Raw genomic sequence first — 26,550 nt, 5'->3', positions numbered from 1 at the left:
TTAAGCAAAAAAACAATCGTTTTTTACTTGTCTGATTATACTTACATCATAAAATGAAAACAGAACAAAGACAAGAGTCTTTATCCTATTTCATTTTCATTCTATTCTACCAAAAAAAATCTTTCAATAATTGAACGACTTTCTGATTTTCAACTAACTCGCTGTGACTTGTATTTTCTCCTTCGATCAACACTTCCTGATACTCCGCTACTTGATCCTGATAAATGTACCTTCCAGAAAAGACGCTTTGCACAGGAACGGTATTATCAGATGCCGTATCATCAACCTCTCCAGCAATATTCAACATCTCAATTGTATCAGGGATATTTTCTAGATTCGTTAAATAGCCTTTAAGCAGGTCGCTAGTTTCTTTTAGTTGGGTAAATGAAGTCACCGCTTCATTATATTTTTTTGACGTATCATTATAAGGCGTTCCTAGTGTGATTAGTTTGGCTAATTCAGGGTCACCAGTTTGTTGAAATTCTTCCAGATAAGAGGTAATGACTAATCCGCCATTGGAGTGCCCTAAGTAATTGTATGTTTCAAATGAGTATTTTTCTTGGATATAATGTAATGCTAATTGATACCATTTTCCTTGAACGGGTAGTGTCTCATCACTACTGTCTTCAAACGCGATCACGATGATAGGATGTTCTGCGGTACTTGTTAATTTTCCTTTAGAGGAAACCGTTCCGTCTGTTGCTACGGTCACTTTTAACACGTCAGCTTTTGAATCTAAGGCTTTGATCAAGCCATTGAATCGATTCACTGTCCCATTTGTGCCTGGAACAAAAATCGTTGGCGTTTGAATTGCCACGGGGGCACTTGTTGATGTAAATTTTTCGGCGAATGCCGTTAGGCTTTTTTGAAATAAAAGAAAGAGCATTAGAATAACACCTACAATCAAAAATATTTTAGAAATCCTTCTTTTTATGTTTTTAGTAGTATTCATGACGTTTCCCTCCTCTGATAGAGAAAGTGTACGCCTTGAAACTTAAACGAACATTAAACACAATCGAAAGAAGGAAACTAAGCTTAGGAGATTAAAAATGATTCATCCATATTCTTGTCTTTGCCAAAATGCTTACCATGAACATCAATTGCTGCATGCCATTCTTTACATAAATCATGAGGAATTCCATCCGTCAAATGATTGAAGTCTTTCCGCATTTCTTCGTACGTCTTATAGGGACCAAACCCCAAACGATTAAACAAACGAATGGCATATTGATCCGCGATAAAAACATTTCGTTCAAAAATATAAAGGAGCATCGCATCTGCTGTTTCTGATCCAACACCTTTGATCGTTAACAGCTCTTTTCTTAACGCTTCAGTAGAGTAAGCACGAAATTTATCAAAATCACTATCATGGGAAATAAACCAACTGATCAATGCTTTGATATAGTTACTTTTTTGAGTGAAAAATCCTGCTGGACGGATCAGTTCTTGAAGTGTTTCTAATTCCATTTCATGAAGATTTTCTACTGTTAGATAAGGTTCCAAATTAGCCAATGCTTTATGCGCATTTTTTTCAGTCGTCTGCTGGATCAAGATCATCGAAACCCAATCAGAAATCCGATTTTCATCTTCCCACCAATATTGAAAACCGTAATGTGCGACCAAATTATTTAACACTTGAAGCTTTTCTTTATCTGATTTCAACTTTATCTACTCCTTTATCGTCACATAAAAAAACTCAGATCAAAATAATTAAATCCTGACCCAAGTTGTCTATTCGTTATTCAGTTAGTTCTCTTTCTTTTGTGATCATGATCACGCCATCACCTAACGGCAATAATGTTGAGGTCAAATCTGGATGGGTCATAACTGTCTCTAAAAATTGATTCAATTTTCTATGAATCGTTCTTTGGCTACGTGGAATTTCTTCGATTGGGTCTAAAATCGTGCCTGCTTGGAAAACATCATCCACCATCAACACACCGCCAACGCGTAATAAGCGTAAGCATTCTGGTAAAAATTCGATATATTTAGATTTTGCACTGTCCATAAAAATAAAGTCATAAGGACCACTTAGTGTCGGCAAAATTTCCGCCGCTTGTCCTTCTAATAAAGTTACTTTGTCCGTTAGACCTAAACGTTCATAGGTTACTTTCGCTTTTCTGATCATTACATCAAATCGATCGATCGTCGTAACATGTCCGTCTTCCCCGACACATTGCGCCATAAGGCTAGAAGAAAAGCCGATTGCTGTCCCTATTTCTAAAATGTTCTTAGGTTTGATTTGACCTAAGAAAAATTGTAAGAACACTACTGTTTCATGGGGAATGATCGGTACTCCCGCTTCGTGTGCTTCTTCTTCGATTACGCCAAGTTCACCTTGGATTTTTTTTTGTTTATTTCGCATAAATTCAACAAGTTCTGGTTTCACAACTGGTCGATGCATCATTTCGTTGCGCACGTTATTCATCCTTCCAAAAGTCAATCATTTCTAGTTTTCACTACTAGTAATATAGCAGAAATCATTTTCGGTTAATAGCCTTTTTTAGCTGTTTTGAGAAAATAGTTTCGTTCATGTCTTTTAACAACAATGCATTCTTTTTAATCTACTACGATTTTACTAGACTTAAACTAAAAACAATCATGAAACATTTAAAGAGTATCCATTATCCTATAATGTTTTCAAATAGTTTTTTGCTTTTTGGTACAATTCAAGTTGCTGACTTTTCTTCACGAAGTTTCTCTTGTTAAAACATTGATAGTTGCTTTGCCTAACTGAATTTAAAATTCCTTTGTAAAAATAGATAGATAGTAACAGCGCTTCTTGACAATCTTTGTGGATAGAAGCTAGCATTGTTTGGGCTTTTGAGTATAGTTGCTCAGCTCTTGTTGCCTCGTATTCCCATAATTCTATAAAAGAATCATTGATGATGCCTTTTTCCAACGAATCAAGTGAAACATCAAATCTTTCCATGATTTCCTTTGGAAGATAGATTCGCTGATTATTGTAGTCTTCTCCGATATCTCTTAAAATATTCGTGATTTGCATGGCTTCACCTAATTGGATTGCTTGGCTTCTTATTTCATCAGGACGATCAGAAAGAATTGGCAACAACATCAATCCGACTGATCCTGCAACATAGTAAGAATATTCTTCTAATTCAGTCTGTGTTTCAGGTTGTTGAAACGTCCAATCCATCTCTTGCCCCAATAACATATCATAAAAAGACTGTTGATTCATTTCATAGGTTTCGAATACTGGCACTAAGGCTCTCCAAAAATAACGATCTGGAATTTTCCCTGCTAAAAAGTCATCTAATTCACGTTTTAATTTGTTTAAACGATCCACATCACGGTATACATCAATGCTATCATCTGCTTCACGACAAAAAGAATAAATAGCAAAAATACTTAGTGCTTTTTGCTTTGGAAGTTTAGAAAAGGCTTTATAAAAACTTTTTGAATGTTTGCGAATCGTTTCCTCACACAAAGCGAAATCTGATTCATACATTGAAAATAGTTTCGTTACGTCATCTTTTCTTTTTATCATCTTTCAACAACTCCTCCGCAGCTAACTTAGCGCTTGTTAAAACAATCGGAACTCCCGCCCCTGGATGTGTACTACTACCGCAAAAATAAAGGTTATCTGCATAATCGAATTTATTATGAGGACGATAATAGTTACTTTGTTTTAAGGTCGGTTTCAGTCCGAATGTTGCACCATTATAAGCATTAAAATTTTGCTTGAACTCTTTAGGTGTATAGAGAGATTCATAAACGATATGTTCTTCTATATCAGAGAAAATAGTTTCTTTTTTGACTAAATCGAGAACGTTTTGTCGAAATGCCTGCGTTGTTGATTCGTTCCAATCAACTCCTTGTGAGAGTTCAGGAACAGGCACCAAAATATAAACTCCTTCATGTCCTTCTGGCGCTAAACTTTCATCGATTGAAGACGGAACATAAATATAAAATGAAGGGTCATCTGGTAATTTTCCATCTTCAAAAATATCATTAATATTTTTTTCAAAATCTTCAGCAAATCGAATCGTATGAAGTGAATCCACTGGATATTTTTTATCCAGACCAAGATAAAGAATGAAACATGAACAGGAATAATCCAACTTATCAATTTTTTTATCGGTATATTTTCCTCTAGTCTTTTCATCTGGTAACAATGACTTCATTGCATAAGGAAAATCAGCATTACACACGACGTAATCACTCGGGATAATGCCCTCTTCTGTCCTGATTCCTGTTGCTTGTTTATTTTCTATGATGATTTCTTTCACAGGTGTATTAAGGTGAATCGTACCACCAAGCTCTTCAAAAGCTTTGGCCATTCCTGTAGCCAAGGTATACATCCCACCTTCAATAAACCAGATGCCATAAATTAGTTCAATCATAGGAATAATTGTATAAAGAGAAGGACCATTATAAGGAGAAACCCCTATGTAAAGAGTTTGGAAGGCTAATGCTTTCCGTAATCTTTCGTCTTTTACAAATTTTGAAATAGAACTATAGGCATCATTAAATGTGTGTAATCTAAACCCATCAATCAATGATCTCGGATTATAAAAATCCCAAAAAGAACGAAATGATTTCATGATGAAAGCCTTTTTCGCTATTTGATACCGTTTATAAATACTTGCTAAATATTCTAGATATCCTTGCATATCCTCTTCTGAAATACCTTCTAAAAGTGACGTTAAAGACACTAGATCCGAAGACATGTTCAACGTTTCTTCATTTGGAAAGTTCAAGGATAACATGGGATCAACTTTTTTCATCGGTATATATTGATCTGGGTCTTTCCCACATTGTTCAAAAACTTCACGATAAATTTCAGGCATCATTACGATGGTCGGACCTACGTCAAAGGTAAATCCTTGTTCTTTTATTTGGTACATTTTACCACCGACTTGTTCATTTTTCTCGTACAAATGAACATTATACCCTTCGTGTTGCAGACGAATAGCTGCTGCTAATCCTGCAGCTCCTGCACCAATTACTATAACTTTTTTCACTATTATACACCACCAACTCGTTTTTTTAAGTATATCCTTATCAATTGATAATGTAAATTATTTAGATTTTTTAGGAAAAAATAGAAATAAACAAAATAAAACAAAACGTCTTCTCCTAGCTACTTAAAATCCGAGTAAATGAGATAAAAACAAAAGTGTACATTACTTGTTTTTATCTAAAAACAAGCAACACACACTTTTCATTATTCTTTCGTTTAATACAATAAACCGACTAAATCTTCTTTTTCAATGTTCCCAAAATAGTTTTTGATATCAATCTGATCAACTGCTGCTTCGATTGCTGATTTTTCATATTTTGTACCAGTTAAAATATCTTCTACATCTTTGATTTCACCGAGTCCAAAGAAATCGCCAAAGATTTTGATTTCTTTGATTTCTCCCTCTTCTACGTTCATTTGTGCATCAATAGAACCAATTGGAAAACGCTGATGACGCTCTAGATTGAAGGCTGGTGATTTGCCATAATTCCAATCCCAATTCCGATAATACTCGTCTGAAATTTTGTTAATTTTTTCCCAGTCTTCATCCGTTAATTCATACGTTTTTACTTGATCTACAGAGTCAACTCCGAAAATTTTCAATAAAATATCTTCACGAAATTCTTCTGTCGTCATATCTTGTTTGTCTGCTGACAAGAATGGCTTGATATTGGTTACTCGTGAACGCACTGATTTAATGCCTTTTGACTCGATTTTATCTTTGCGAACTTTTAATGTATTCACAACTTCATCAATATTGCTGTCAAACATCAATGTCCCATGAGCAAACATTCTTCCTGCTGTAGCGTACATCGCATTTCCGGAAAACTTCATACCATCAATCACTAAATCATTCCGGCCTTTTAATTCTGCACCAGAAACCCCTAATTCATGTAAAGCTTGAATGATTGGTTGTGTTACTTTAGCAAAATCACGGAAAGAGTTCCCATCATCTGGCATGATAAAACTAAAATTCAAATTTCCATGATCATGATACACTGCACCACCGCCACTTAGACGACGAACGACATGAATTCCATGTTCATCTACATATTCTTTATTGATTTCTTCAATCGTATTTTGGTTACGTCCAATAATAATTGATGGATCATTGATATAAAATAATAGAATCGGTTCATCTAAAGGTTTTTCTTTTAATAAATAGGTCTCAATCGCTAAGTTGACTCTTGGATCGTTATTTTCGTTTGGTACAAAAATCACAGTTCACCACTCCTTAAATTTTGATAACTAAATTTTTTTCTGCTAAACGAACAGTTACTTGACTGCCCGCAGCTTTTTCAGCTTGCTGTCTTAGCTCTTCTAGTGAGCCATGTTGCGGTAAATGGGTCAAAATCAGCTGTTTAACCTGAGCTGCTTTTGCGATTTCACCTGATTCTTTAGAAGTAAAATGAGCATGATGATGTTCGTTGCCTTCAAATAGATACGTATCTGCTAAAAAGACATCCGCATCTTTCGCAAAATCCACAAAACTTTCCAAGTAACCCGAATCACCAGTGAAAACAAATACTTTGCCTGTTTTTTCTTCGACAAAACGCATCGCGTAACAAGGGACAGGGTGGATTGTTTTCATAAATGTCACAAGAAATGGGCCTACTTTTAATTCTTCTGCTTCAAAATATGGGACCGCTTTTGATACACCTGACATATTTAACGCGTCAAAGTGAACAGGATCATCTGTATGTCCATAAATCGGCAAAACAGGTATCGGCTCCATCACTGGGTACAATTGGCGATAATACTGCAACACACCAAGATCAGCAATATGATCATAATGATAATGTGATAATATGACTGCATCTAACATTAATGGATCAAGATGTTCTTCTAAATTGACTAAAGTGGTGCTACCAGCATCTAGCAATAGCTTAAACCCATCTGATTCTAACAAATAGGAACTGGTCCCCTCTCCTTTGTAAGGATAAGCGCCTAAACAGCCTAATACGGTTATTTTCAACTTCATCGACCTCCTTGATTCGTCTTCACTTAATCGTAACATAAAAAAGGAAAATGAAGACAATTATTTATACTTGAATACTAACTTTTGCTACTTTTTCTCTAAAGTTCCCCTAATAAATCATTCAATGTTTTACAAAAAAAACGGGTGTGAGACAAAATTAAAATCACTTTTGTTTCACACCCCAGATGCGAATAAACGGTGGGAGCAGAAGCAATCCCTTCTTATTTCTCAGGATTAAACGCTTCTGTCCCAGCCTCGCTTTGTTTCTGTTATTCAACTATTGTTGGCGCACCTTTTTCTTCACGAGCTGTGTCATAGAAACTTGCAATTGCAACATCGTGATACGGAATCACCCATAATAAACCGATTACGAAGACTAACGCTCCGATGATAAACCAGCCAATAAAAGATAATTGTAGAAGTAAATATTGTCCAAAGCGGCCTTGCATCAAGAACAATGCATATTTAAGGGCATCTACTACTGATAATTCTGGATCATCAAGTTTTACCCAAACAGCAAATTGAAAGACGCCACTGACAAAAACACCGACTAAAATCATTAAAAATCCAAAAATAAGTAATAATAGAACAAAAAAGAGATCGCCACTCATTTCAGATTGAAGTCGTTCAACTGAAATACTATTGAACATCAATCCAAAGTACATGGTTACGCCAGAAGACAAGAGAACTGGCAGCAACACAATTAGATTCAATACTAATTCAATGAGGTACTGGATAAAATTGATCAACAACATAGGAAAATAAAACTTACCTTGAAAAATTGTCGTTAGCATTCCTGATTCAACTCTTTTACCACGTAATACCCGCAAAGCGCAATAATACGTACCATAAGAAATAGCAAAAAAGAGAAAGTTATTTAGTAAAAATGAGATAAAATTACTTCCTGCACTATCTTCTGGTAAATTAGCAATACCGCCTATTACCGAGCCAATAATAAGACGAATAAATCCAGCTAGAAACGTGATCCAAGCCATCGTTCCCCAATGGTCTTTTAATGCTGTTCGAGCTTGTTCTCGGTGCATGCCATTTGTTATTTGATTTTTCATTTAAAGTATCTCCTTTTTAATAACTACGAAGTTTAGCGACTGTTTCTTTGTCTAAACGCTTCACTACTTCTGTAACCAGCTTCACAGTATTTAAATAATCATCTTCATGGATCATAGAGGTATGCGAATGTAAATAACGAACTGGAACTGTGATTGCCAGTGACGGCACTCCGTTTCGAGTTAAATGCATTCTACCTGCATCAGTCCCTCCACCCGTGATCACTGTATACTGAAAAGGAATATTATTTTCCTCTGCAACTTGGATCACAAAATCACGTAATTTTTTATGTGGAATCATTGACGCATCGAAAATTAAGATTTGCGGGCCTTTTCCGAGTTCAGAATCTGCTTCTTTTGGTGTCATACCAGGAGTATCTCCTGCTGTTCCCGTATCCAGAGCAAAAGCAATATCTGGATCAACTAGATGGGTACTGGTTTGAGCACCACGCAAGCCAACTTCTTCTTGTACATCGCTACCAGCAAATAGAATATTAGGATGTCCCTCTGTCGCTAAGTTTTCTAACACTCTTAAAGATACCGCTGTGCCAATGCGATTATCCCAAGCTTTTGCTAACATAAACTTAGTATCGTTCATTCGGCGATATTCAATGTACGGTGTGATCATATCCCCTGGTTTAATCCCCCACTCCGCTACTTGTTTATCACTCGAAGCACCAATATCAATAAACATATCTGCAACGTCATATGGTTGTTTTCTCGCCTCAACAGTTAATACATGAGGTGGTTTCGAACCAATTACACCATGAAACAACTCACCTTTACCTGTTTTGATCTGCACTTGTTGAGCTAACATGACTTGTCCCCACCAGCCACCAAGTGTTTGGAATTTGATAAACCCTTTTTCAGTAATTTGTGTCACCATGAAACCAACTTCGTCTAAATGTCCTGAGAAGAAAATTTTTGGTCCTTCTTTATCACCGACACGTTTAGCAATAATACTCCCTAAACCATCATACATGATTTTATCCGCAAAAGGTTCTGCGTATTTTTTGAATAAGTCTCTAACTTCCCCTTCATTGCCGGGTACTCCTTTGGCACTTGTTAACGCTATTAACATTTTTTCTTCTTTGTGATCCACATTAAAAACTCCCTTCTAGTCATAAAAATTTCTATTTTATTATACCATTCATCTGTCATTAACATATAAAAGTTATCTAAATAAGATTCAGAAAATAAAATAGAGCTGGTCAAATAATAAAAAAAGCAAGAAGGGAACACTCGTATGTCCATTCTTGCCAAAACTAACTAACTAATTTTTTATATCATCTGGTTCTTTTTGCTGCCATTCTTTTGAGTAAAAAGTCTCATCAAGTCTATAGTTCAGCGTATTTGGTGATTTCTTTTCAAGAAATGGTTGAATGCGTTGATCCGCATCCAACCAACCTCGCCACCCTAAGTGAATCGTGTCGGCCATAAAATATTGCGTGTTACACTCTTTCGTCAAGTCCGCAATATTTGTAAATCCTTGTGAGGTTAATTGATATTTAACCTTTTTTGCAAATTCTTGCAACATATCTTGAGAAAGTCCTGTAAAGTCCGACCAATGCTTATTCACTGGCGGGATAATGAATAATACTTCAGCATTATCCTGTGCTAATTGACTTAACACTAGTTGCAAATCGGAAAATTCTGGTGAAAAACGATAATCCAAATCTGTTTGCGAATTTTCTAAATGGTTCAAATTCTTTTTTAAGCGTTTTGTATAAAAAGAATTTGAGATTTCAAACGAATTATTGCTAGTTGCCTTCTGACCTATTTCAGCAGCTAGCTGATCTAACTCATTCGCATTATACGTTTCTGGCAAAGCTTTTTCAGCTTTTTTGATTTCTTTATTTTTGCTTATCATACCAATTTTGCCAAATAATTCATCCTCACGAGAAAACAGATTGATCATTAACTCGATATACTGCTTGTCAGATGAATTGGGTAATTTTCCAGAAATAATAGCGTTCAAAGCACTAGCTAAGCGTTTGTCTTCTTTTACTTTCGGAAAATCCATTAGGCGCTTTGCTAGATACACATCATCCGGTGTAACTTTTTTTAAATCACTGACCCATTGATACGTTTGTAACTCAGAATAATAAGCATTAAAATAATCATTGCTTACCCCATTTTTCACAAACCACTGTGGTGAAATAATGAAAACAACCTTTTTATGAGAAAGATCTTCCCCCATCGATTGCATCATCAATGCTTGTGTTAAAGATTGTGTTCCCGGTGCACCTAATAAAAACGGACGATAACTTCGATTATATTTATCCGCCAAAACAGAAGGGTGAAATGCGCTAATTCGACTCAGTTCTGAAGAGCCAAAAAATGGAACATATTCTTTTGAACCAATTGCTTTATTTTTAATTGCATTTCCTCTAAGCACATTTGTCGCCATAGAAGTGGAGGCATCTGCAAGAACATGTTTGCTCTCCAAATCTATTTTGAAAGGTGCAAAGAAGAAGACAACTAATAGTACCGCAGAGATCAGGATTGGCCCAAAGATTCCAAAGAGTTTTTTCTTCATGCTCATTATTGTAATGCTTTCACTTGTTCGATAACTTTATTTGGTGTGTTCCATAAATCGCGGTCAAATTCTGAAACTGGTACTTGTACACCTAATTGTCCATCGATTTCAACTAATAGCTGAACCGTTGCAAGTGAATCCATCAAGCCTTCTTCAAATAAATCAACTTCTCTATTTTCTTTCACTTCGTCTGTTCCGGCAATTTCTTCTAAAATATCTAAGACTGTTTCTTCTATGTTCATGTGTATTTCTCCTCTGTCGTACAGTTTTTAGCTGTATGTTATTTGTTTTTATTTAAAGAATAATGTATCTAAAAATCCTGAGAAAATCAAGAAACTGAAGCATACTGCATTAAAAGTTAAGAAAATCGCAAATACATGGGTGAATTTATTCGATGGAATATGTTCTTTGTGTTTTTTCTTAAAACGTAGCCAAGCATCCGTCAAACAAATCAACGCAGCGTGATAAAGACCATAGGCTAGATAATACCAGGTTAGTCCATGCCAAACACCCATCAATAAGAATAAAGCAAAGTACCCTACATTTGAAGCGACGATTCTACTTTTAAAGACTTTTTTCTTGATCAACGTAAACATCAAACGCATATAAACGTAATCGCGGAACCAAAATGATAACGTCATATGCCAACGATTCCAAAATTCTTTGATATTCCAACTCAAGAACGGCTTATTGAAGTTAATCGGCGTATCATAGCCCATCAAGTAGCTCGTTCCAACGGCAAACAAACTGTAACCGGCAAAATCAAAGAATAAGTACATACTATAAATATACATATACGCAACTAATTCCCAAGAAAAACCACCCGTTTTTAAGGCTATTTTCGCCACAACGGGCATCAACACTTGACCAAAATAATACCCAATAATAAATTTATACAAGAATCCTAAGAAAAAATTATGAATTCCTTTGCCTAAAAAGTCGACATATTTTTCAGGTGTTGGTGGATTTTCAACATCTTTTTCAAAACGACGATAACGGTCGATCGGTCCAGATGAAATCGTTGGAAAGAATAACAGAAATTCAATGTAGCGGAAGATGTTGTATTCTTTGATCGAACCATCACGCATTTCCATAATGATCTGAACAGACTTAAAGGTTAAATAGGAAATCCCTAGGAATCCTACCAATGATGCATGTCCAGAAACAAAAGGCATTACCTTTACTAATACCAATGGCAAAATCGCTAAAAATACAGCTAAGTAAAAAATCTTACTTGCATTTTTCTTTTGGCGATAATGAAAATAAAACCAGACCAAGATCGTCTGCCAAATGACATAACCGATCAACGCAACACCTTGTTTCCAATCTTCACCGCCAAAACTCATATACAAGAACAATAATGTTACTAAAACCTGATACCATGCCCACCGTTTGCCTTTGATCAATAATGTCAGAATCATCGGTAATAGTGCAATCAGTAAGTAAATAAAATAAATCGGATTCGCATAAGGAATCATGTGAGGAAAGTCGATCATGTTGCATTCACCTCATTCATCAGCCCTTTACGGTCGATCTTTCCATTGGCTGTCAGTGGTAGTTGCTCCACATAGATAAATTTCTGTGGAATCATATACTCCATTACTGACAAGCCTAATTCTGCTTTGATAGCTTTTGATAATTTAAATTCTTTTTCAAACGAATGAGGATTAGCGACGACAAAAGCGACGAGCTGTTGAACCTTATGATTTTGGTATTTAGGTACAACGGCTGCTTGTTTCACATAGGAAACTTCCGCCAGATGGTGATCGATATCTTCAAGCTCAATTCGATAACCATGAAGTTTTACCTGAAAATCGATACGTCCATCATAAATCAACATACCCTCTTTTAATTTTCCAGCATCGCCTGTGCGATATGCTGGTTGACCTTTGTATTCAAAGAAAGCAGCATCTGTTTTTTCTTGATTGTTCAGATAGCCTTTCGAAACGCTTGGTCCTGCAATCACGATTTCGCCTACTTCTTCAGCTGAAACCTCAGACTCATCATTCATGATGTAAACATTTGTATCATTTTTTACATAGCCGATCGGTACACGACTGTATTCCTCTAGAAGTTCATGTGTGATTTCTACACCAGAAATAGCAACTGTTGCTTCTGTTGGTCCATACGTATTAAAGACATGTGCTTTCGGAAAACGTTCCAATAACTTTTGTGCTGTGGCTTTAGGCAACTCTTCTCCACAAAAAAGAAATACTTTTAAACGATCCACATGCTCTCCATCAAACGTTGGTTCCATTAAACAGATATCCATAAATGAAGGAGTTGAAACCCAAACTTCAATTTCTAACGTTGGCAACACTGTAAATAATTGCTTGAAGTCATTGATAATTTCTTTTCGCATTGGCGTTAAGGAACCACCAGAAGTTAGTGCAGGATACAAATCCATCACGGATAAATCAAATGAATAAGGTGCTTGTGCCAAAAAACGCATCCCTTCAGTAATACCAAAATCCGAAAGTTCCCAATTAACAAAACTTAAAAGATTTGCATGACTGATTTGAACTCCTTTCGGGACACCTGTCGTTCCAGAGGTAAAAATAATATAGTAGGTTTCTGAATCAACAACTGGTTCAAACGGAACGTTTAAAGTCCACGATTGAGTACAAATCTCCTGAATTTTTTCAAGTGGAACAATTTCAGCCGCAGTTTCTAGATCTGGCCATTCCTTGACAGAAAAAATCACAGCTGGATCGGCTACTTCTAAAATCATTTCAACTCTGTCTTTTGGTGTATGTGCTTCGATTGGTATATACGCATGCCCAGCTTTTGAGGCGCCTAAAAAACACGCCAACATTTCAAATTCTAATTCACCATACACTACTACTGGACGACTATGTCCTATGTTTTTCTGCAAATATGCAGCCACTGCATCAGAGTCTCTTTTCAACTCTCCATAAGTATACGTTCGATTGGTTTCAATATAAACGGGGCGGTTTGGCTCCTTCATCCCCCAACGATCGATTGCGTCAATAATATTTAAAATCGTCATGAAGTCTTCCTCCCTAAAACTCATTATAAATAAATGAGCCACCATCAATATTTTTGTAATGATATAAATAAATCAACATTAGCAGTATGCCAAAATAAAAAAGGGTTTTTCCAATGAATTTACCCCAATATTGAACATTGGGTTTATCAAAAAATTGTTTCATTTTATGCCTCCAAAAATTACACATATTCACGTTTTGTACTGCTATTGTAATCAAAACAATCAAGAAAAGAAACTTAATTCGCAGATGAACGTTTTTTTTACACTAACAGTTTTGTCACTTCTGCATAAAAAGAAGGCGGGACAAAAATAAAACGTATTGTTCCACCCTCTTATAATAAGGAAAATACAAGAAAATTCTTTTTTTTATATGAATTTCCAGATATAAAATACTTAAAAAAAATTTAAATTATTATCGATCTTTCCCATGAATAATTCTTGAATAGATTGCTGATGTTAAGAAATAATAGGCTAAATAAATCAAAATCAACATCCCGCAAGAAAGATAGGCCAACCAATAACCAGAACTTGTGATATAGCGACTAAACACATAAATCGCAAAAGTTGCATGCAAGACACCAATGATCATTGGTGGAAAGAAAATAATACTATTTTGCTGGTAGACTAGCTTAGTAATTTCTTTTTGGGGAATCCCCATTTTTTTTAACAAAATATAGCTTTCTTTTTCTCGCTCCGCCTCAGAAAATTGCTGCAACATCAATATACTACCCGTAATGATAAAGGCCAAGACACCTAAAAACATTGCCACATAAATAAACAATCCCATTACTCTTCTCTCATACCTTAATTCTGTAAAACGATTCGTATAATTTAGTTGAGAGTATTCTTGCTCATTTTCTTCTGAAAAATTTTGTTGACTCTTATTTTTAGGTTCTAAACTGGTTTTTGATGTATAACCTTCCAACTGACCATCTAGCAAATCATACTTATAATAAACAGGTGATACCCAATTGGGTCTAACAACCTCTGACAACTTATTGGCTAAAGCTTCTTCATCTTTTGCTTGGACATTAAACGCTCTGAGCGCATAGGTAATACCAGAGTTTATCTCCTTAAACTGTTCATCTGATACTACAATGGTAGGAAGCGTGTACCTTAATAGATACTGCCCTAAGTAATCAGGACGAACGTCCGAAACATGAAGTTCTATTCCTTCAGATAAATGAATAGTCGAATCATAACGAATATACCCACTTAGAATATTTTGTAAACTATCTAAAATAACAATATCGTCTTTGTTTTTTAAATGAATATTCTTTAAATAAGGATTTATTTTTTGAAATTCACGATAATTTGAAAGTGCTAATAGGTTCACCGGACTAATTCTATTTTCTTTCTCATCCTGTCCAATTTTAAGATGAAATTGGCTACCCGTCAACTTATAATTCAATTTTACTAATGTATCAATGGTTGTATCCGGTTCCTTTTCAATTATTTGCTCGATTTTTTTAAAACTATCCTCTGCAACAATAAAATCAGTAGGTGCTGTTATATTGACCGAATTCATACCAATAGTATAAATAGAGGCCGCACCGCCGATCATTCCTAATGCTATTGCAATAAAAATAGTCACTATAGATAAGGTGTTTCCACTTCTTTTAATATGAAGTTTTGAATTTCCCAAAGCGAGCATATTCAAATTTCGATAATAATTGACTTTATTCTTTCCAAACAAAAATGCTATCAAATACATCGTATATTTAAAAAATAGATACGTTCCCACCATGCAGAGAATCATAATGAGTAAAGGCGCAATGAAAAAACCAGCGAAGCCGAGAGATGTATGCGTTAAAACTGTACCAAACCGAATCACATAATACGAAAAAAAATACCCTGTAATAATAAGGACTAGCCCAAGAATCCCTAAACATCCTTTTAGCAAGGACAGCTTATTTGGATTCGTTGTATTTTTTTCAATTGGCTTAAGTAAATTTGTAACTTGATAACGATAAATCAGCCACGTACTTCGGAGTGAGACAGCCAACAACATAAAACCAAATACGATACTCGTTTGAATCATCGAAGGAATTGACACGAAAAACAGACTTTCTACTTGTAAAAACATAGCCTTTGCCAAAATCATGGAAAATAGCTTAGACAAGACAATACCTAATAGAATCCCCGTAACTAAAGAAATGGCTCCTAAAATCAAAGTCTCTACAAAAAACAAATATGAGATCCGTCCTTTTCGCATCCCGATCAAATGATACAAGCCGATTTCTTTTCCTCTTTTCAATAAAAAGAAGTGGTTCGCTGCAAACATAAACCCTAAAATCATGATCACAACGAGAACACCACCAAGATTCATCGCCCCACTGATATGAACCTCTTGTCCAACTCTATTTGCCAACGTTCTATTATAAGTGATTGCACTAAAACAATAGTAAACAACTACTGCAAATGTCATGCTGACAAAGTAAACTAAATAATTGAGAAATTGGCCTTTAAAATTTTTCCAAGACAAATTAAAAATCATTCGCTCGACCACCTCCGCCAATCGTTGCTTGCATGTCGATCACCCGATTAAAAAATTCTTTTCTAGAGCCTTGCCGAACAACTTCTGAAAAAATCACACCATCTTTGATGAACAAAATGCGATTACAGTAACTTGCAGTATAAGGATCATGTGTGACCATCATAATCGTTGTATCATCTTGTATGTTCATATTTGTCATGTATTGTAGCAATTCAGCTGCTGATTTAGAGTCTAAAGATCCTGTTGGTTCATCAGCAAAAATTATTTTAGGTTTGGTAATCAACGCACGTGCTGCAGCTACTCGTTGTTTTTGTCCGATCGAAATAGCATTTGGATAGGCGTTCATCAATTGTTCAATCCCCAAAACACTCGCAACATGTGCTAAGCGTTTTTCCATTTCAACCAAGGACATTCGATCAACCATCAAAGGGAGCAAAATATTATCTTTTACAGTCAAGGTATCCATTAAATTAAAATTTTGAAAGATAAAGCCTAGTTTTTTGCGGCGAAAATCACTGATTTGATTGTCTCTCATTTTTAAAATATCTTGACCATCGATTTGAACTGTTCCAATTGTCGGTAACGCAATTGTTGAGATCGTGCTCAATAAAGTGGATTTTCCTGCACCACTTGGCCCCATGATTCCGACAAATTCACCTTGATCAACAGAAAATGAAATATTATTCAATACCTGTACTTTATTATTTCGATAGCCGTATGATTTACTTAAATGATTCACTTCTAAAATTTTTTTCATGTTTTTCGCTCCAGTTTTATTCATTGTCCTTATAATATCAATATTTCGTGTTGATGAACATCGTTTCCTCTTACAATTCAGTAATAATAAATTTTTTTAACAATTATTTATTTTTCAGGTAAAATGTTGTGACGATTTCCACAAACCTTTTAGGCAGTCGTTTTCACTATTTTTTCATTTCTTATAAACACTACATGTAGTTGTAAATGTAGGTTCAATTTTTAATTTAACACTATATATAGTTGAAAGTTTTATTGAATTGTTTTATGATAGGTAGGAATAAAACTATGAGGAGATGGGTAGTACATGATGGAGATTAAACAAGCTAATAATGAAGTGATTTCAACTGATTCAGCCCTACACACGATAAAAATCGTTAAAAGAGATGGACGATTGGTTGATTTTGATGATCAAAAAATTTACGATGCCTTGATCAAAGCTGAACAAAAAATTCGAGGTTCTTTAGACCCACTTGCCCATGAACGAATTCAAGAAATTGTTGAACGAATCGATCAGGAAATTTCAGCACGTTTCTCTGAAGATGTAAAAATATATGAAATCCAAAATATTGTCGAACATATTTTACTAGCAAGAAATGAATATGAACTAGCAGAAGAATATATCAATTACCGTACTCGTCGTGATTTTGAGCGTAGTAAAGCAACAGATATCAACTTTACAATCAGCAAATTGATCAACAAGGATCAATCTGTGGTGAATGAAAACGCCAATAAAGATAGTGATGTCTTCAACACACAACGAGATTTAACTGCGGGAATCGTCGGTAAATCGATTGGCCTGAAACTCCTACCTCCTCATGTTGCAAATGCGCATCAAAAAGGAGATATACATTACCATGACTTAGATTATCATCCATATACCCCAATGACAAACTGCTGCTTGATTGATTTTAAAGGCATGCTAAATAATGGATTTAAGATCGGTAATGCCGAAGTCGAAGCACCAAAATCGATCCAAACAGCTACTGCCCAAATTTCACAAATCATCGCAAATGTGGCATCTAGCCAATATGGTGGTTGCTCGGCAGACCGTGTGGATGAATTGCTAGCACCTTTTGCTGAATTAAATTATCAAAAACATTTAGTTGACGCAAAAGAATGGATCGAAGGAACTGACCGACAAGAAGCCTATGCTAAAAGTAAAACAAAAAAAGATATTTATGATGCCATGCAAAGTTTAGAATATGAAATCAATACATTATTCACTTCCAATGGTCAAACGCCTTTTACTTCTTTAGGATTTGGTCTAGGACTAAGTTGGTTTGAACGTGAAATCCAACGAGCAATTTTACAAATTCGGATCAACGGTCTAGGTAGTGAACACAGAACTGCAATTTTCCCTAAATTAATTTTCACACTAAAACGTGGTGTAAATTTAAATGAAACAGATCCAAACTATGATGTAAAACAATTGGCGTTAGAATGTGCCACAAAGCGTATGTATCCTGATATCCTAAGTTATGACAAGTTAGTTGAGTTAACTGGTAGCTTTAAAGTACCGATGGGATGTCGCTCATTCTTACAAGGTTGGAAAGACGAACATGGAGAAGAGATAAATGTGGGCCGTATGAATTTAGGTGTTGTGACCCTGAACCTTCCTAGAATCGCAATGGAAGCTCATGGTGATAAGGATAAGTTCTGGACCCTTTTAGATGAGCGCCTTGAAACAATGAAAGATGCTTTAGTCTACCGTGTTGAACGTTGTAAAGAAGCGACACCTGCAAATGCTCCAATTCTTTATATGTATGGTGCTTTCGGAAAACGTTTATCACGAAAAGAATCTGTGAATGAATTATTCAAAGATAAACGTGCTACGGTTTCGTTAGGTTATATTGGTTTGTACGAAGTTGCATCATCATTCTATGGTGGCAACTGGGAATCCAATCCTGAAGCGAAAGACTTTACCCTTGATATTTTAAAGGATCTAAAAGCTCATGCTGATGAATGGGGTAATGACTATGGCTATCACTTTAGTGTCTATTCAACGCCTAGTGAAAGCTTGACCGACCGCTTCTGTCGTTTGGATACTGAAAAATTTGGTGTGGTAGAATATATCACAGATAAAGAATATTACACAAATAGTTTCCACTATGATGTTCGTAAAAATCCAACACCTTTTGAAAAGTTGGACTTCGAAAAAGATTATCCACACTATTGCTCTGGTGGTTTTATTCATTATTGTGAATATCCTGTATTACAGCAAAACCCTAAAGCTTTAGAATCTGTTTGGGATTATGCATACGACCGCGTTGGCTACCTAGGAACAAATACACCAATCGATCACTGTTACGAATGCGATTTTGAAGGTGATTTCACCCCAACGGAACGCGGCTTTGAATGTCCGCAATGTGGCAACCACGATCCAAAATCTTGCGATGTAGTAAAACGAACTTGTGGCTATTTAGGTAACCCACAAGCTAGACCAATGGTTCATGGAAGACATAAAGAAATCTCATCACGAGTGAAACATATGAAATAAAAAGCAAAACAAGCCCGCTTTGATCTCGAACAAATTAGGAAAAGGATGAAAAGATGGTCTTTATCTTTACAGCTTTTTATCTATTTGTTGAGAGATCTGGTTTGTGTCGCTAGATTCAATAAAAAGCAAACCAATCGTAAAAAAGACGATGTTTCTTGCAGTGTTTTGCATACATCGTTTTTATTTGAAAGGAGGACTAAACATGAGAAATCCTAAACCACAAGAATGGCTAGCAGAAGAGCTTAGTCAAAACTATATTGCTGATTATAAAGCATTTAATTTTGTAGATGGTGAAGGTGTGCGAAATAGCCTATATGTCAGTGGTTGTCTATTTGCTTGTGAAGGTTGCTTCAATCAAGCAGTCCAGAATTTCCGCTATGGTAAACCATTTACCAAAGAATTAGAAGATAAGATCATTGAGGATTTATCCCATGATTATGTGCAGGGACTAACTTTACTAGGTGGAGAACCCTTTCTAAATACAGAGGTTTGTTTGACCGTTGTAGATCGTGTTCATCAAGAATTTGACCTAAAAAAAGATATTTGGTCATGGTCTGGTTATACCTTTGAGGAACTGTTATTAGAGTCTGACGATAAACTAGAATTATTAGGTAAAATAGATATTTTAGTAGACGGACGTTTTGAGCTATCGAAACGAAATTTGAATTTACAATTCAGAGGCAGTAGCAATCAACGAATCATCGATGTTAAAAAATCGTTAGATAGTGGACGAGCTGTCATTTGGGACAAATGTCATGATGCCGAACAAGCTTATGAACCAATTAAAAAAGGGAAATTTATTTAAAATGCTTGTCTCATAGAGCAACGTACTATTATTTGATACGATCGAAGCAAAGCGTAGTCGTTACCGTTTATCTGAATTTCTTAAGGATGGGGAGTGACTTTTTGTCCAGTGTCCCACCCATCGTTTTTTGTATTTCAGTCTAATCAACCTATCGACTTATTGGCTCATATTTTATAAGTATATTACAATAAAAATGAACTAATTCATTATCAAAAAATAGGAGGATTAAACACTATGACAACAACTCAACTTTCATCTACTAAAAAAGCGATCATCACCGGAGCTGCTTCAGGAATTGGCTATGCTACAGCACAACTATTTATTGAACAAGGATTTACAGTTGGTTTGATTGATGCGGATCAATCTCGTTTAGAAACAATTTCTAAAGATTTCAAACGCAATGGTCATGACTGCTATTATCGAAGCGTGGATGTGTCGGATGAAACTAGTTTAAAAAAAGCGATTGACGCATTAGCCGATAGTCTAGAAGGGCTAGATATCCTTTTCAGTAATGCAGGCATCAATGGAACTTGGGCTCCCATTGAAACATTGACAATCGACGAATGGGACCGTACGTTAAACACGAATCTACGGAGTACGTTTTTATGTACAAAATTTGCAATTCCCCATATGAAAGAAAAAGGTGGCTCGATTATTATAACAAGTTCCATTAATGGTACTAGAATTTTCAACAATTTTGGTGCCTCTGCTTATAGCGCATCAAAAGCTGGCCAAGTTGCATTTACAAAGATGGCTGCATTAGAACTTGCTCGTTACAACATTCGTGTAAATGCAATCTGTCCTGGGGCTATCGATACGGCAATCAATGAAAAGACAACTTACTCTGATGAATTAAAAGAAGTTGAAATCAAAGTAGAATTTCCAGAGGGAGATCGACCTTTAAAAAATGAAACGGGGACAAGTGAGCAAGTCGCTCAATCTGTTTTATTTTTAGCAACGGATGCCTCCGCAAATATCTCTGGAACAGAACTTTATGTAGACGGGGCAGAATCTTTACTTTAACATTTAAGTAAATTAGAAAAAAAAATGATTTAGACTTACGTAATAAAACTAATCCCCACCTAATGCAACAGACGCATTAGGTGGGGATTAAAAAAACGCTAAAACCAAAAACTCGTATACTAAATTCTAAGAAGATGATTCTTTAAAAAATGTCAAAATCTCAGCACGTATTTTACTATGATCAACAATTTGAGTGGGGTATTCTTTCCCAATCGAAACATCAATGGATTGTTGAATATCTGCTGGCATTTTGCTAGGTTCATGGATATATTTATTTGGGACATCTTTCAATTCTGGAACAAACTGACGAATAAACTCCCCTTGCGGATCAAACTTTTCACCTTGTGTCGTGGGATTGAATATTCGAAAATAAGGAACCGCATCTGTTCCCGTAGACGCTGCCCATTGCCAGCCACCAATATTGCTTGCAGCATCATAATCAATCAGTTTTTCTTGAAAATATCTTTCCCCCATCTGCCAATCGATCATCAAATCTTTCGTCAAAAATGACGCTACAATCATTCGTAATCGGTTATGCATCCAACCCGTCTGGTTCAGCTGTCTCATCCCAGCATCTACGATAGGAAACCCCGTCTGACCATTCTTCCATCGCTCAAAAAACTCTTGATTATAGCTCCAGCTTAGTTGTCTATATTGCTCTTTGATTTCTTGTGTCTTCTGTTTTGGATTCTCATAATAAATCATATTATAAAAATCTCGCCAACATAGTTCCGAAATAAATGTTTGACGACCATCAGAATCTGGCTCAGCATTCAGAGCATGCCAAACTTTTCGAATCGACAATTCACCTGTCCTTAAAAATTTTGAAAGCTTACTTGTTTGATCTGAGGAAGGAAAATCTCGCATTTTTTGATACTCATGTAAATGATTTTTTATGAATTCTTTTAAACATTCCTCCGCTGCCGCCTCGCCACTTTCATAATCAAAAGGTAGTTTTATATTTTCTATTATCTGCCTGAACTGTTTTTCTCCTTCTTTAAACAAGGGGTGTGTAAGTTTGGCAAAAGAGCGATTCTTATTCTTTGTTCTTTCATAAGGTCGCTTAGGCATTGTCAGCCACTTTCTAAAATAAGGGGTAAATACTTTATAACTTTCACCATTTGGTTTTTTTATTTCCTGTACGCCATGTAAATGACTATCTTGAAACGAATGAACTTGAATTTGATGATTCTCAAAAAACGTAATCATTTTTTGATCACGTTCTCGCCCGAATCCACGCTCATCTTTATTAAAATATATCTTATTCCAATCTGGATAAGTCTTTTTTAATGCTGTAAAATTTTCTTCTACATCTCCATACACAAAATGAAGCCCTATATTATTTGTTTTAGCATGTTCATAAAAAGTACCTAAACTTTGAAAAAAAGCATCGTGATTGTAACTGTTCTCTATAAATTGGAGTGGATTTAGTTGAAAAAGACAGATAAGTTCGTCTGTCGCTTCACTGTCCTCTATCATTTTACTAAGTGCTGTATTATCATCTAAACGAAGGTCTTTGCGGAACCACATAATTGTTTTGCTCATCGACTATTTCCTTTCGTATTTATGAATAGTAAGTTGATAGTACCATAGATTGTCATTTATCTCTAAAATTTTACCACTTCTGCTTGATTCAATTGAAAACCAATTGCTTAAATGATCGTTTACTCTTCGTTTCTTTCTGCTTTTTTCTTTTCCCATAAGGGTAAAACCATGTTCTCATAAGACATAGGATCAAGATTCGTCAGCGTTATTCCTAATAATCGAATCCCTTGCTCCAAGCCAAGAATCTCTTCCCAAATCAAATTTGCTTGATAATACAATTCTTCTTTTTTAGAAATATATTCTGGAAGTGTCTGACGTTTCGTCACTGTTGTATAGTCTGAATAACGCACTTTTAAAACAACGGTTTTCCCATGCTTTTGGACACGTTTCAATGATTCTTCTACTCGTTCAGCTAACTGTCGTAACTGAGCCGTCACCTGCGCTTCAGTTGTAAGTGGTGTCCCATATGTATGTTCTTTACCCACTGATTTACGATCTCTTGTTATATTAACTGGAGAATCATGGATTCCGCGAACCTTACGGTAAAGAGAATAACCCATTTTACCAAAATTACGAATCAGCTCCATCTCATCTTGCTTGTATAAATCCTCTCCTGTAAATATGCCTAAATCATGCATTTTAGGAACTGTTTTTTTTCCAACTCCATGAAACGCTTCAATCGGTAACGCCTTCAGAAATGTTTCAGCTTCATCAGGCATTACAACGGTCAAGCCTTTGGGTTTTTGAAAATCAGAAGCTAATTTTGCTAAAAATTTATTATAACTAACACCTGCTGAACAGGTTAAATGTAGTTCGTTCCATATATCATACTGAATCAATTTTGCAATCTTGATCGCTGACGTACTATTTATTTTATTCGTCGTCACATCTAAATATGCTTCGTCTATTGAAACAGGCTCTATAATATCTGTATAGCGATGAAAAATTTCTCGAATTTGCTTAGAAATGTCAGAATATTTTTCATAATTACCTGGTTTAAAAATTGCATCCGGACATAATTCATAGGCTTTTTGAGCGCTCATTGCAGAATGGATACCAAATTTACGTGCTTCGTAATTTGCTGTGGTCACAACACCTTTCCCACCTGTATCACTAGGATGACGTGCAATTACTAACGGATGTCCGATTAGTTCTGGATGATCCCGCTCTTCTACGGAGGCAAAAAAGGCATCCATATCGATATGAATAATCTTGCGAGAAGTATCTTTTTTTAGGGGAAAACGCAGTTCATTGATCATAGTCGCTCTTCTCCTTTCAATCAGGTCCAGTCTGCCTGTATTCTTTCATCAAGTTTCATAAAAGTGCCTTTTTCACTATCTGCCAGTACTATTTCAATCCTTATTTGAGCCATTTTTGAGACAGTTTAGACAGAAATAATTTCATTAGCTACTCTTACCAAAGGGGCAATGAACCTTGTGTTCTTTTTTTATGGCTATCATAACTATCCTTGTCGGAACAACTACTATATTTCTATGGGTGGTTTAGTTTAGCTAACAATTGTATGATATCAGTTGGGCCGGTCGATTTCAGCTTCTTGAGAAATACTGAATCTGTCATCGTCAAATTGCTCAAAGTAATGTCTTACTTTTCCAGTCTTAGCTGGATAGCCTTTGATATCCATTCATCGCTACAACTATTTTGAGGATCATAAAAAAATCAATCACAACATAGTAATGGCGCTTCTCACTCCAAAAATCTCCATTGTTCATCATCTCATAAAATCTATTGGTACTCAGTTCCACACCGCTTTAATGCAGCTGGAATAGACTAATGTTCAAGTAATTGTACTTTGATTTACTCATGGTAATTACCTGATTGATTAGCTAAAGTCAAAAGAAAATGCAGTATGTGACACATCATGTAGCAAACCTGCAATTTGTTCTTCTATAGTTCCGCCAAGTCTTTTGATCAATAACATCACACCGATTCATACGAACCACCTAGAAGATCCTCAACAATCATTTTTTCTCCCTTCAAAAACAACTATATATTATACACATTATATACGAACGTTTGTTCATTTACAACTTATTTTGTCTGAATAAAAAAGGAATAGTGCTCTTTCAGCTCTACTCCTTAATTAAAAATAATTTATATCGCTTGCGGGCCACTTTCACCCGTTCTAATCCGAATCGCCTCTTCTACATTGTAAACGAAGATCTTACCGTCTCCTACTTCTCCTGTCTGACAAATAGCCAAAATCAAAGAAATAATCTCTTCTACTTCCTCGTCTAAAACGACAAAACTGACTTTCACTTTAGGCAACAGTGTTGTGATAATTTCTTGACCACGGACATATTCTTTTAACCCTTTCTGGTTCCCAAATCCTAATACTTGGCTTACGGTCATTCCTAACGCTTCAAAACTATCAGCCATTTTGACTTTTAGCTCTTCTAATTTTTCCTGCTGGATGATTGCTTCTACTTTTTTCATCTGTTTTCCCCCTAAGAATCTAGTCCCATAAATGTCGGATAAGCTGTTTCATCGTGTTCGATTCGATCTAGTCCTAACGCTTCTTCTTTCGCTGAAACTCGGATCGGCATAACTAACTGAATCCCTTTAATAATGAGAAAACTTGCAACTCCAGCAAATATGATCGTAAAAGCTATACTAGTGATTTGGGCTACAAACAGATCCGTTCCACCATAGATTAATCCTGTTTTTCCTCCTATAGTAGGATCTGCAAATATTCCTGTCATGATTCCACCAAAAATCCCACCGACGCCATGACAACCGAACGCATCTAGTGCATCATCGTACCCAAATTTATGTTTAACAAATGAAATAAAATAATAACAAAACGGACTTACTAAGGCTCCTAAGACAAATGAACTCCAAAGAGAAACAAAACCAGCACCTGGCGTAATGGCAACTAAGCCCACAACAGCACCTGTACAAGCTCCGACAACTGTAGGTTTTCCGATTGCTAATTTTTCAATCAGCATCCACGACAGCATCCCACTCGCTGCAGCCGTATTCGTTGTCAACATCGCGTGGATCGCCACCCCGTCAGCAGCTAATGCAGAGCCAGCATTAAAGCCAAACCAACCAAACCAAAGTAGTCCCGCCCCTAAAACGACGAATGGAATATTATGTGGACGATATTCTGTTTGTCGATATTCTCGACGTTGTCCTAAAACCATTGCCAATACAAGCCCTGAAATCCCTGAGCTAATATGAACAACATTTCCACCTGCAAAATCAATCGATCCGATCTCTTCTAAAAAACCACCGCCCCAAACCATATGCGCCATCGGATAATACACGATGATCGACCAAATCCCAATAAATAAAAAGATTGCAGAAAATCGCATTCGCCCAACAACAGCACCTGTAATAATTGCTGTCGTAATCAAAGCAAACATCATTTGAAAGCTCGCGAACAATCCTTCTGGAATTGTCTCTCCTTTTGTCATTGAAACATGATTAAAAAAAATCTTGTCAACATTTCCAACGAATGATCCTTCTCCACTAAAAGACATTGAATACCCTAAGATAACCCATAAAACTGAAGCTAATCCCATCACACAAATCACCATCATCATTGTGTTAAGAATATTTTTTCTTCGTTCCAGTCCGCCGTAAAAAAATGCTAAGGCAGGTGTCATTAAAAAAACCATCGCAGAACAAATCATAATAAATGCAATATTCCCTGTTTCCATAACAAACTCCTCCAATTCAAAAAAATAAGCCAACCTTCATTTTAGCTTTGTCGGTTATTTTAGCATCGTTTTTTGAATTATCCTAGCAAAACTCTCTTAAACAAGGAAAATAATTTCATTTTTCTGACAATTCACGTGATAAAAAATAACATCTATACCAATAGAA

At 35.8% G+C, this 26,550-nt stretch carries 23 protein-coding genes; 3 read left to right on the top strand and 20 right to left on the bottom strand.

The window, feature by feature from the left end:
• Positions 1-106: 106 nt before the first annotated feature.
• From BCR22_RS02355 to BCR22_RS02280, 16 genes are all read right to left on the bottom strand, one after another.
• The gene (locus BCR22_RS02355) at positions 107-952 is read right to left on the bottom strand and encodes an alpha/beta hydrolase (protein ID WP_069653394.1); all 846 of its coding nucleotides are present in this window, start codon (positions 950-952) and stop codon (positions 107-109) included.
• A gap of 83 nt (positions 953-1,035) precedes the next feature.
• Complete coding sequence (locus tag BCR22_RS02350) at positions 1,036-1,662, bottom strand: endonuclease III domain-containing protein (protein ID WP_069653393.1); 627 nt, start codon at positions 1,660-1,662, stop codon at positions 1,036-1,038.
• Positions 1,663-1,738: 76 nt separating this feature from the next.
• A complete protein-coding gene (locus tag BCR22_RS02345) occupies positions 1,739-2,419 on the bottom strand; it encodes an O-methyltransferase (RefSeq protein ID WP_069653392.1) in 681 nt (226 codons plus the stop codon).
• Between the two features lie 210 nt (positions 2,420-2,629).
• Entirely contained in the window at positions 2,630-3,508 is an 879-nt protein-coding gene (locus BCR22_RS02340) for a phytoene/squalene synthase family protein (protein WP_069653391.1), read from the bottom strand.
• The gene (locus BCR22_RS02335; protein WP_069653390.1) at positions 3,489-4,985 is read right to left on the bottom strand and encodes a phytoene desaturase family protein; all 1,497 of its coding nucleotides are present in this window, start codon (positions 4,983-4,985) and stop codon (positions 3,489-3,491) included. Before BCR22_RS02335 ends, BCR22_RS02340 begins: the two co-directional genes overlap by 20 nt.
• Positions 4,986-5,200: 215 nt before the next feature.
• On the bottom strand, positions 5,201-6,205 hold the full coding sequence (locus BCR22_RS02330) for a lipoate--protein ligase (protein ID WP_069653389.1): 1,005 nt from the start codon (positions 6,203-6,205) through the stop codon (positions 5,201-5,203).
• Between the two features lie 13 nt (positions 6,206-6,218).
• Positions 6,219-6,959 (bottom strand): MBL fold metallo-hydrolase, encoded by a 741-nt coding sequence (locus tag BCR22_RS02325; RefSeq protein WP_069653402.1) that lies wholly within the window; start codon positions 6,957-6,959, stop codon positions 6,219-6,221.
• Positions 6,960-7,231: 272 nt separating this feature from the next.
• Entirely contained in the window at positions 7,232-8,029 is a 798-nt protein-coding gene (locus tag BCR22_RS02320; protein WP_069653388.1) for a DUF975 family protein, read from the bottom strand.
• Positions 8,030-8,045: 16 nt separating this feature from the next.
• Positions 8,046-9,128 (bottom strand): M42 family metallopeptidase, encoded by a 1,083-nt coding sequence (locus tag BCR22_RS02315; RefSeq protein ID WP_069653387.1) that lies wholly within the window; start codon positions 9,126-9,128, stop codon positions 8,046-8,048.
• A 171-nt stretch (positions 9,129-9,299) separates the two neighbouring features.
• The gene (gene dltD, locus BCR22_RS02310; protein ID WP_205634345.1) at positions 9,300-10,571 is read right to left on the bottom strand and encodes a D-alanyl-lipoteichoic acid biosynthesis protein DltD; all 1,272 of its coding nucleotides are present in this window, start codon (positions 10,569-10,571) and stop codon (positions 9,300-9,302) included.
• Positions 10,571-10,807: a D-alanine--poly(phosphoribitol) ligase subunit DltC gene (gene dltC / locus BCR22_RS02305; protein ID WP_069640965.1), complete on the bottom strand. Its 237-nt coding sequence runs from the start codon at positions 10,805-10,807 to the stop codon at positions 10,571-10,573. The genes dltD and dltC overlap by 1 nt, the downstream gene beginning before the upstream one ends.
• A gap of 48 nt (positions 10,808-10,855) precedes the next feature.
• Positions 10,856-12,061: a D-alanyl-lipoteichoic acid biosynthesis protein DltB gene (dltB, locus tag BCR22_RS02300; RefSeq protein WP_069653386.1), complete on the bottom strand. Its 1,206-nt coding sequence runs from the start codon at positions 12,059-12,061 to the stop codon at positions 10,856-10,858.
• The gene (dltA, locus tag BCR22_RS02295; protein WP_069653385.1) at positions 12,058-13,575 is read right to left on the bottom strand and encodes a D-alanine--poly(phosphoribitol) ligase subunit DltA; all 1,518 of its coding nucleotides are present in this window, start codon (positions 13,573-13,575) and stop codon (positions 12,058-12,060) included. Before dltA ends, dltB begins: the two co-directional genes overlap by 4 nt.
• 13 nt (positions 13,576-13,588) lie before the next feature.
• Positions 13,589-13,738: a teichoic acid D-Ala incorporation-associated protein DltX gene (locus BCR22_RS02290; protein WP_069645430.1), complete on the bottom strand. Its 150-nt coding sequence runs from the start codon at positions 13,736-13,738 to the stop codon at positions 13,589-13,591.
• A gap of 249 nt (positions 13,739-13,987) precedes the next feature.
• Complete coding sequence (locus tag BCR22_RS02285) at positions 13,988-16,072, bottom strand: ABC transporter permease (protein ID WP_069653384.1); 2,085 nt, start codon at positions 16,070-16,072, stop codon at positions 13,988-13,990.
• Entirely contained in the window at positions 16,062-16,829 is a 768-nt protein-coding gene (locus BCR22_RS02280; RefSeq protein WP_069653383.1) for an ABC transporter ATP-binding protein, read from the bottom strand. The genes BCR22_RS02285 and BCR22_RS02280 overlap by 11 nt, the downstream gene beginning before the upstream one ends.
• A 306-nt stretch (positions 16,830-17,135) precedes the next feature.
• On the opposite strand from BCR22_RS02280, the gene nrdD reads away from it, so the two are divergent.
• From nrdD to BCR22_RS02265, 3 genes are all read left to right on the top strand, one after another.
• Positions 17,136-19,328 carry an anaerobic ribonucleoside-triphosphate reductase gene (gene nrdD / locus BCR22_RS02275; protein WP_069653382.1) on the top strand — a complete coding sequence of 731 codons (2,193 nt, stop codon included), beginning with the start codon at positions 17,136-17,138 and terminating at the stop codon, positions 19,326-19,328.
• A 202-nt stretch (positions 19,329-19,530) separates the two neighbouring features.
• Positions 19,531-20,133: an anaerobic ribonucleoside-triphosphate reductase activating protein gene (nrdG, locus tag BCR22_RS02270; RefSeq protein ID WP_069653381.1), complete on the top strand. Its 603-nt coding sequence runs from the start codon at positions 19,531-19,533 to the stop codon at positions 20,131-20,133.
• Positions 20,134-20,367: 234 nt separating this feature from the next.
• Positions 20,368-21,156, top strand: coding sequence for an SDR family oxidoreductase (locus BCR22_RS02265; RefSeq protein ID WP_069653380.1), 789 nt, complete (start codon positions 20,368-20,370; stop codon positions 21,154-21,156).
• 126 nt (positions 21,157-21,282) lie between these two features.
• Here BCR22_RS02265 and BCR22_RS02260 read toward each other — a convergent pair whose 3' ends face one another.
• From BCR22_RS02260 to BCR22_RS02245, 4 genes are all read right to left on the bottom strand, one after another.
• Positions 21,283-22,701: a cryptochrome/photolyase family protein gene (locus tag BCR22_RS02260; RefSeq protein WP_069653379.1), complete on the bottom strand. Its 1,419-nt coding sequence runs from the start codon at positions 22,699-22,701 to the stop codon at positions 21,283-21,285.
• Between the two features lie 119 nt (positions 22,702-22,820).
• A complete protein-coding gene (gene dinB, locus BCR22_RS02255) occupies positions 22,821-23,960 on the bottom strand; it encodes a DNA polymerase IV (protein ID WP_069653378.1) in 1,140 nt (379 codons plus the stop codon).
• An 853-nt stretch (positions 23,961-24,813) separates the two neighbouring features.
• Positions 24,814-25,155 (bottom strand): P-II family nitrogen regulator, encoded by a 342-nt coding sequence (locus tag BCR22_RS02250; RefSeq protein WP_069653377.1) that lies wholly within the window; start codon positions 25,153-25,155, stop codon positions 24,814-24,816.
• Positions 25,156-25,166: 11 nt separating this feature from the next.
• Entirely contained in the window at positions 25,167-26,384 is a 1,218-nt protein-coding gene (locus tag BCR22_RS02245; RefSeq protein ID WP_069653376.1) for an ammonium transporter, read from the bottom strand.
• Between the last annotated feature and the right edge of the window lie 166 nt (positions 26,385-26,550).

This window comes from Enterococcus plantarum (assembly GCF_001730295.1).
GTDB lineage: Bacteria > Bacillota > Bacilli > Lactobacillales > Enterococcaceae > Enterococcus_L > Enterococcus_L plantarum.
The sequence above is the reverse complement of the archived record's forward strand: the minus strand, read 5'-3'. Positions and strand labels throughout refer to the sequence as shown.